The 5153-nt window shown below is 46.6% G+C and carries 5 protein-coding genes and 1 pseudogene; 1 reads left to right on the forward strand and 5 read right to left on the reverse strand.

Annotation, left to right across the window (positions count from 1 at the left end):
• Positions 1-207 precede the first annotated feature (207 nt).
• The 4 genes from RIG27_RS27490 to RIG27_RS27505 form a co-directional block, all read right to left on the reverse strand.
• Positions 208-912 carry a J domain-containing protein gene (locus tag RIG27_RS27490; protein ID WP_446350330.1) on the reverse strand — a complete coding sequence of 235 codons (705 nt, stop codon included), beginning with the start codon at positions 910-912 and terminating at the stop codon, positions 208-210.
• Between the two features lie 108 nt (positions 913-1020).
• On the reverse strand, positions 1021-1458 hold the full coding sequence (locus tag RIG27_RS27495) for an RrF2 family transcriptional regulator (protein ID WP_446350003.1): 438 nt from the start codon (positions 1456-1458) through the stop codon (positions 1021-1023).
• Positions 1459-1611: 153 nt separating this feature from the next.
• Positions 1612-3417, reverse strand: a complete 1806-nt coding sequence (locus RIG27_RS27500; protein WP_446350331.1) for an iron uptake porin — start codon at positions 3415-3417, stop codon at positions 1612-1614.
• Positions 3418-3674: 257 nt separating this feature from the next.
• A complete protein-coding gene (locus RIG27_RS27505) occupies positions 3675-3959 on the reverse strand; it encodes a 4a-hydroxytetrahydrobiopterin dehydratase (protein ID WP_446350332.1) in 285 nt (94 codons plus the stop codon).
• Between the two features lie 366 nt (positions 3960-4325).
• On the opposite strand from RIG27_RS27505, the gene RIG27_RS27510 reads away from it, so the two are divergent.
• Entirely contained in the window at positions 4326-4526 is a 201-nt protein-coding gene (locus RIG27_RS27510) for a hypothetical protein (RefSeq protein WP_446350333.1), read from the forward strand.
• A gap of 104 nt (positions 4527-4630) precedes the next feature.
• Here RIG27_RS27510 and RIG27_RS27515 read toward each other — a convergent pair.
• A pseudogene (locus RIG27_RS27515) lies at positions 4631-5153 on the reverse strand (photosystem II D2 protein (photosystem q(a) protein)); the annotation flags it as partial.

Consider the following 5153-nt stretch of genomic DNA (forward strand, 5'->3'; position numbering starts at 1 on the left):
GTGACGTCCTCCTACACCGACCCTACGGGTACGGTTGTAGGCTTCCTTTGGGGTTCCGTTTCAGAACGACGCTTCCGGCGTTTTATAGTGGGGAATACGCAAGAGCCCACTTCTTGCTTATTGCAAGAGAAACTGTAGTTATGGAATTTAGTTTTTGCTATTGGTCATTGGTCATTGGTCATTGAACAGGGAATTAATAATTTATAATTAATAATTTAGATGCTTAATGGCATCTTCAGCGTCGTGGCGTAAGCTGGTGGCGATTCTGAAGAGTTCTTGACCGGTATGCAGGTAATGTTCGTCGTAATTGAAGGTAAACCGTTCTAGCTCATCAATACCATCTCCCAACTGATTGAGACAGTAATACAAGGAAGCTGCAACACCAGCAACAGGGGCGGGATTAGGTTGGGAACGAAAGGTAATCTGAGCCTGATTGAGATCATGACGACAGTTTTCTAGATAGGCTTGAAAGTCTTCCATGAGTTCGTCATCAAAGGGATCAGCCGCGAGTTGATTGATTTGAGTGTTCAGGGATTTGAGGATGGGAATAATCAATCGGTTCACTGGTTTATAGACTTGCTGCAACCAGATTTCTAGGTGAGTGTCAGTATTGTATGATCGCGCCCGTTGACGTTTATACTGTTTTCGAGCCGCTTCGTGACGCTGTTGGTGAGTGCGGCGTTTGGATGAAAACTGGGGATAGAAAAGCTGTTGATCGTAAGAATGGCGTCGCTGAGGATCTCTGAGAACTTCATACGCCCCATTGATCTCGATAATTTTGTCCGAGTTAGCGGTTTTAGTTTGGCTATCGGGGTGAAAGCGCTTAGCTAAACGTCGATAGGCTTGCTTAATTTCTTGGGCTGTTGCTTGCGGGTGGATATCTAATGTGTGGTAATGATTGTTATTAATCATTTGTCATTTGTCATTCGTCATTTGTCATTCTCGCTCCCGAAAAGAAGCAAGCTACGTCTTATGTCCTTTGTTAGGGAACAGGGAGCAGGGAACAGGGACGTCATAATATTAGATGTAATACATAATGTTCAACTGTCGTCTATTATTCAGTTTCTCCCATAAATCTTGCAGGGTATAGTCTCGCAAGATATCATTGGTGCGATCGCGGACTTCTTGCCATGTTTCTTGGACGATAGCACTGGCTTCAGTTATCGCATTGGTTTGGCTACCAGACGTTGTGGCGGTTGAACCATCTAGGCAATTCATTATATCCAATAGAGTAATTGTCCAGGGTTCCCGCGCCAGAATGTAACCCCCTTTAGCCCCCCGTTGGCTACGGACTAAATTGCCACGTCTCAAGGTTGCCAGAAGTTGCTCTAAATAGCGATCGGGAATATTTTGTTGCGCGGCAATCTGTCGGATTTGTAAGGGTTCTCCCTGATTGTAATGACCCGTGAGTTCTAGGAGAGCCAGTAGGGTGTATTCAGTCTTACAGGAGAGTTCCACAGTTAATTCATGTCAGGGCAATCATTCCTAGTATACTCCGGTTTCCCGGTGGGGTTTGTTGGTTTAGCTTAGGCAAGCTGAAAAACCCCGCTCAATGGCGGGGTGATCAAATTAATCAATTTTCAGGCGAATTTTGCCGTTCATAAAATTGACTTAGAACGTGAAAGTTGTTCTGAGTGTACCGATGACCGCATCCTCATTATTACTATCCTGGTCGGGATTCATCAACCAGATGACACCCGGAGTAAACGAGATATTATCCGTGAGTTGGTACTTGTAGAAGGCTTCAACGTGCCAGGGTAAACTGTCATTATCTCGTCGGAAATCTCCGCTTGGAACATCAATATTTCCGGCGTAGGGTTGTACACCGCCAAAAATTCCCAAAACGTTACCTTCTTTACCCAGGTCAGCCAAGGCAACGCCAGCACCATAAGTCCAGATTTCGCTACCGCCTCGACCAACTAGGATTGCATCAGTGTAAGCACCATAGCCACTAATTGAAATTGTTTCGCTAAGGCGCAATGCTGCTTCTATGCCGTAGGTATTCGTGACCATAGGCACATTATCATTTGCCGCGAAGGAAGCTGGGTTATTGGCAAACCCAGTACCGACAACCGCCGAGCTTCCTGCACCAATATCAAAGATGTTAGTACCAGAATTATGGTAACCATGGACATAAGTTGCACCGAGGGCAATCCGATCGCCAAGGTTGAAATTCAACTGGGCTAGTGCCGCATATTCACCATTGAATACACCAAAGTCATCACCTGGATTTTCTGCGCCAGGACCTGCCAAGTAACCAAAAGTCAATGTACTTGGTCCCAATACCCTTTCTAGGGGACCCGCGCCTAGACTAAAGGCTGCACCTGCACCACCACCGATTCGATAGATGGGGCTTTCAGAGGCAAAGGCAGACAATGCACCATTACCACCGTCATAGTCTTCAAAGTAAGGATTGAGGGTAGGAACGTAGTCACTATGAATCCCGCCAGTGCCAGCCACGTAAACTTTCGAGCTACCAAAGGTGAAGTAGTAGGCTAGCCAGTCTACAATAACATCATTGCCACCTGTGTTCCCTATGTTGAAGGTCTGAGTCGCCTCAAAACCTGCACCAGTATTAAGTAGATCCGCATTACCTGCAGCTAAACGAGTCACTAACCGATCCTGACCGGTGAAGCTGCTATTCAGTTCTAAACGAACCCGGTCTTGGAAGACAGTGTTATTGTCAAAGTCAGAATTAAACTCGTCGGTGAGCGCAAAGATGACTTCACCCCGTAACTTAGTCGTCGTGGAGAACTGATTATCTTCCAAGAACGCCACCCGACCTTCTAGGTTATCAACTCGCGCCCCTAGCGTCGCCAGTTCTGCTTCAAATTCCTGAATTAACCGCCGCAGGGTTTCTAACTCAGTCGGGTCAAAACCACCCGGACCAATCAAACGCTCAATTTGGTTCAAACAAGCATTCAAACCAGCGGCAAATTCGTAACGAGTCAGCGCCCGATTGCCACGATACGTACCATCTGGATACCCAGCGATACAGCCGTAGCGTTCGACTAGGCTACGTAGCGCTTCATACGCCCAGTCTCCCGGAGAAACATCGCGTAACTGACCGACACTGGTCACTTGTCCGCTAGAGTTTCCTTCGCTGCTATAGTCATTGATTTGATTTAAAATCTCAGCGTCGTTGGGCGCATTAGGTACAGCTTGAGCCAAGGTCGGTTGTGCCTCTGGCTTCACCTCCAGACTAGCTGGAGTTAACTGTTCCGGATTGACCGCAATTTCCTCTGAAACCGTAATATCAGCAACACCATCGAACTGAACTTCTGGCATTGCTGTTTGAGTGTCAGCGATAGGCAGATTGGCGCTATCGGCTGCACGGACTCCCAACGTAGATGCAACCAAGGTTACACCTAATACCGCTGGGCTAATAAGTAGAGACTTCCACAGTAATTTTGACATCTTCTGTCCTCACACCTTTACAGAAACAATTAGATTGCCCTTCTCGCACTATGGTACATCGTCTATTTGGCAGATGGTATTTTTTCGCTTAATTTTCCGGTTCGTCTTGGAACCCTTTTTCATCTGCCAGTCGGTTAAGTTTTGGCTAACACCGTCATTATAAAACTAAATTAGCTGTTTATACTACACAAACAGACTCAGTCTGTCAAGCTTTTGAAAGTGGTACTTAAGCCCTTGCCATATATAGGGTTTTACTGCTACACGCTTAACTTGGACAGCGTCTGAGCCATCTCAAAATCTTTAGCCGTCAACCCCCCAGCATCATGGGTGGTAAGATTAATTGTCACCTTGTTATACGAAATCGCTAAATCAGGATGATGTCCAGCCGCTTCTGCTGGTTCAACAATCTTATTGACAAAGGCGATCGCTTCGACAAAATCTTTGAATTGGCGAGTTGTGCGTAACTCTTTCCCTTCAACTGTCCAGCCGTCTAGTGACTTGGCTTTTTCTTGAATTTCTGCATCACTGAGTAACTCAGCCATACCTTTTCTCCCACCTTCAACTTTCAAAAAATTCCCAAAAAACTATCCGCTCTCACGGGAAGCACTTAGATAAAATCTACAGTACTTATAGTGAGAGCGGTCTAGCGGGTCTTCTGATTGAAACCAGACTGCCGGAAGGAACTCCTTAACCAGCCCAGTTTCTCAATAAATGAGTTCTCCGAAGAGAACTGAGCTAACTGTTAGAGAACAGCCCCGGCTCACAGCCGGCTAACTCCAATCAGATGACCCATGCTTTTACTACTATCGCTCATGGGCATCACCTCCTTAATCCCTGTACGGTTTTTTGATTTCCGTTAGTTATCTGGTGTTTGTTCACCTTCAATTAGAATAACACACCATTTGGATTTGGCAAGGGGAAGCCAGGAAAGTTTTTCGTCATTCGTCATTCGTCATTTGTCATTCGTCATTCGTCATTTGTCATTCGTCATTCGTCATTCGTCATTCGTCATTCGTCATTTGTCATTCGTCATTTGTAAGTGTAAGGGTTTGAGGCTTGTTTACTTGCACAAGCGTGAGCGTGCCGTTTTCTTTTGTCAGACTACTTAAACCCGCCCCATTCAAGTTTTGAGTTGTCAACCATGAACCATGAACAGAAAAAAATTCCCCCACCCGCAGGTAGGGGAGCAAAGTTGATGACTAAACCCAACTTATTAGAGTGCGTTACCGCGAGGTAGAACTTCCTCAGGGAATACAAACTTCTGGTGTGGTTGGTCTTGAGGCGCCAGCCAAGCCCGGACTCCTTCGTTGAGGAGAATATTCTTGGTGTAGAATGTCTCGAATTCGGGGTCTTCCGCCGCCCGGATTTCCTGGGAAACGAAGTCATAAGCCCGCAGGTTTACCGCTAAGCCAATCACACCCACTGAACTCATCCACAAGCCTGTCACCGGGACAAACAGCATGAAGAAGTGCAGCCAGCGCTTGTTGGAAAACGCAATCCCGAAAATCTGAGACCAGAAACGGTTCGCCGTCACCATCGAGTAGGTTTCTTCGGCTTGGGTGGGGTTAAACGCCCGGAAGGTGTTTGACCCTTCACCATCTTCAAACAAGGTGTTTTCTACGGTTGCACCGTGAATGGCACACAGCAGCGCTCCACCTAAGATACCTGCCACTCCCATCATGTGGAAGGGGTTCAGTGTCCAGTTGTGGAACCCTTGGAAGAACAGCAAGAAGCGG

Source organism: Coleofasciculus sp. F4-SAH-05 (assembly GCF_040222985.1).
In the GTDB taxonomy this organism is placed as follows: Bacteria; Cyanobacteriota; Cyanobacteriia; order Cyanobacteriales; family Coleofasciculaceae; genus Coleofasciculus; species Coleofasciculus chthonoplastes.

What these genes read in the sequence shown, in the direction of transcription:
- RIG27_RS27500 (WP_446350331.1), bottom strand. Translation starts at nt 3,417, where the DNA reads ATGTCAAAATTACTGTGGAAGTCTCTACTTATTAGCCCAGCGGTATTA.
- RIG27_RS27505 (WP_446350332.1), bottom strand. Translation starts at nt 3,959, where the DNA reads ATGGCTGAGTTACTCAGTGATGCAGAAATTCAAGAAAAAGCCAAGTCA.
- RIG27_RS27490 (WP_446350330.1), bottom strand. Translation starts at nt 912, where the DNA reads ATGATTAATAACAATCATTACCACACATTAGATATCCACCCGCAAGCA.